1 protein-coding gene is annotated in these 202 nt (G+C 58.4%); it reads left to right on the top strand.

From position 1 onward, the window contains the following. Positions 1-202: hypothetical protein (locus JFY56_RS24305; RefSeq protein WP_208316827.1), on the top strand; the 202-nt coding region annotated here is incomplete at both ends.

Here is a 202-nt window from a genome sequence, read left to right as displayed (position 1 = left end):
GTGGCGACACCTATAACAGCGTCACCAAGACCGGCGGCACGAAGATCACCAACGTGGCCCGTGGTGAGGACGACAGCGATGCGGTGAACATGTCGCAGCTCAACGAGACGAATGAAAACGTCACGAATCTGGGCGACACCATCAACAACTTCGCTGGCGACACCACCAACATCTTCACCGACGAGCATGGCGTGGGCATCCG

This window comes from Pseudomonas schmalbachii, assembly GCF_017589465.1.
Classification (GTDB): domain Bacteria; phylum Pseudomonadota; class Gammaproteobacteria; order Pseudomonadales; family Pseudomonadaceae; genus Pseudomonas; species Pseudomonas schmalbachii.
The sequence above is the reverse complement of the archived record's forward strand: the minus strand, read 5'-3'. Positions and strand labels throughout refer to the sequence as shown.